The organism is Salipiger mangrovisoli (assembly GCF_015223355.1).
GTDB lineage: Bacteria > Pseudomonadota > Alphaproteobacteria > Rhodobacterales > Rhodobacteraceae > Salipiger > Salipiger mangrovisoli.
In genome coordinates, this window is the sequence record NZ_JADFFK010000095.1 from 1 (window position 1) to 1,022 (window position 1,022).

1 protein-coding gene is annotated in these 1,022 nt (G+C 55.6%); it reads left to right on the forward strand.

Going from position 1 to position 1,022, the window contains the following annotated elements; translation table 11 throughout:
* Positions 1-445: hypothetical protein (locus IQ782_RS29605; protein ID WP_194138241.1), on the forward strand; the 445-nt coding region annotated here is incomplete at its 5' end.
* Positions 446-1,022: the final 577 nt, after the last annotated feature.

Here is a 1,022-nt window from a genome sequence, read left to right on the forward strand (position 1 = left end):
CAGTCGCACTGTACCGTGTGAGCCTGCTACGGCTGGGGCCATTATTGGATCGCTGACGATCATAGGCCCCCTTCTTGGTCTGCTTGAGATAGCCAAGTTCCAGCATCCCCAGATAAGCACGCTCGACATGGATGCTGTAGCTGAGGTCCGCAGGGGAGGCGAGGCCAGCATACCAGTTCGCGTTGAGTTGGATGGAAGCTTCACCCTTCCTCTTGCGCTGGTAGACTACAGCAACGCTGTCTCGGATCAGGGTCTCGAGAGAAGACCTCAACTTCTGAAGCTGGTCACCACGAAGCTTCCGTTTGGGTTTGCCGGTTCCGTGCCAGACATGGGCTTGGATGTCATCGGCAACCTCATCGACGATCTGGTAGAAGCGCTTGTAGCGGTCTTCCCGTACGGTATCTCGGCTCTGGGAGTTTGTGACCACGTTAGAAACCTCGTGTGAAGCAGGTATTAGATCAGTGTAGAGGGTCAGGATCGGCCTAGGGGGCCGTCCTTCCCCATACTAATAGGACTTAGGTACATCAACTGCCTCACACCTTTGGAAGCAGCTTTCGTCACGTCATAGCTTTCACAATCACAGCCAGCCTCAGAAGGCCCCACTCTGAGCGGGGGATAACTTGACGAACCACGAGACCTCTTCCGTGACCGCACCTGTACACGGGACCGGATACCCCCGGGGTGGCACTCGCCCCCACCTTCAGGCTCGACAAGTTCATCTAGGCGGTAGTGCCAAGGCAGATAATGCCCCCCTAGCAGACAGGAGTATCGCAGCTCTACGAGACACTCTGTGCCTTCAGGTACCGAAAAGCTAAGATTGCTCACGCCCGAAGATAAGCTGCTGTATCGCTTCCAGAGGACCGAACGGAACCGTAGTACATTCCGTAGTACAGATCGTTCCTGTTGACCTGTGACTCTCGGTGCTGATAACCCTTATTTTGCTGATGCTTACGATCGCGGAAGTGCCTGTAACGGGAGTAGAACCGCAAATCTGCGGAGCCAACTCCGGCCGCGGGTACCAA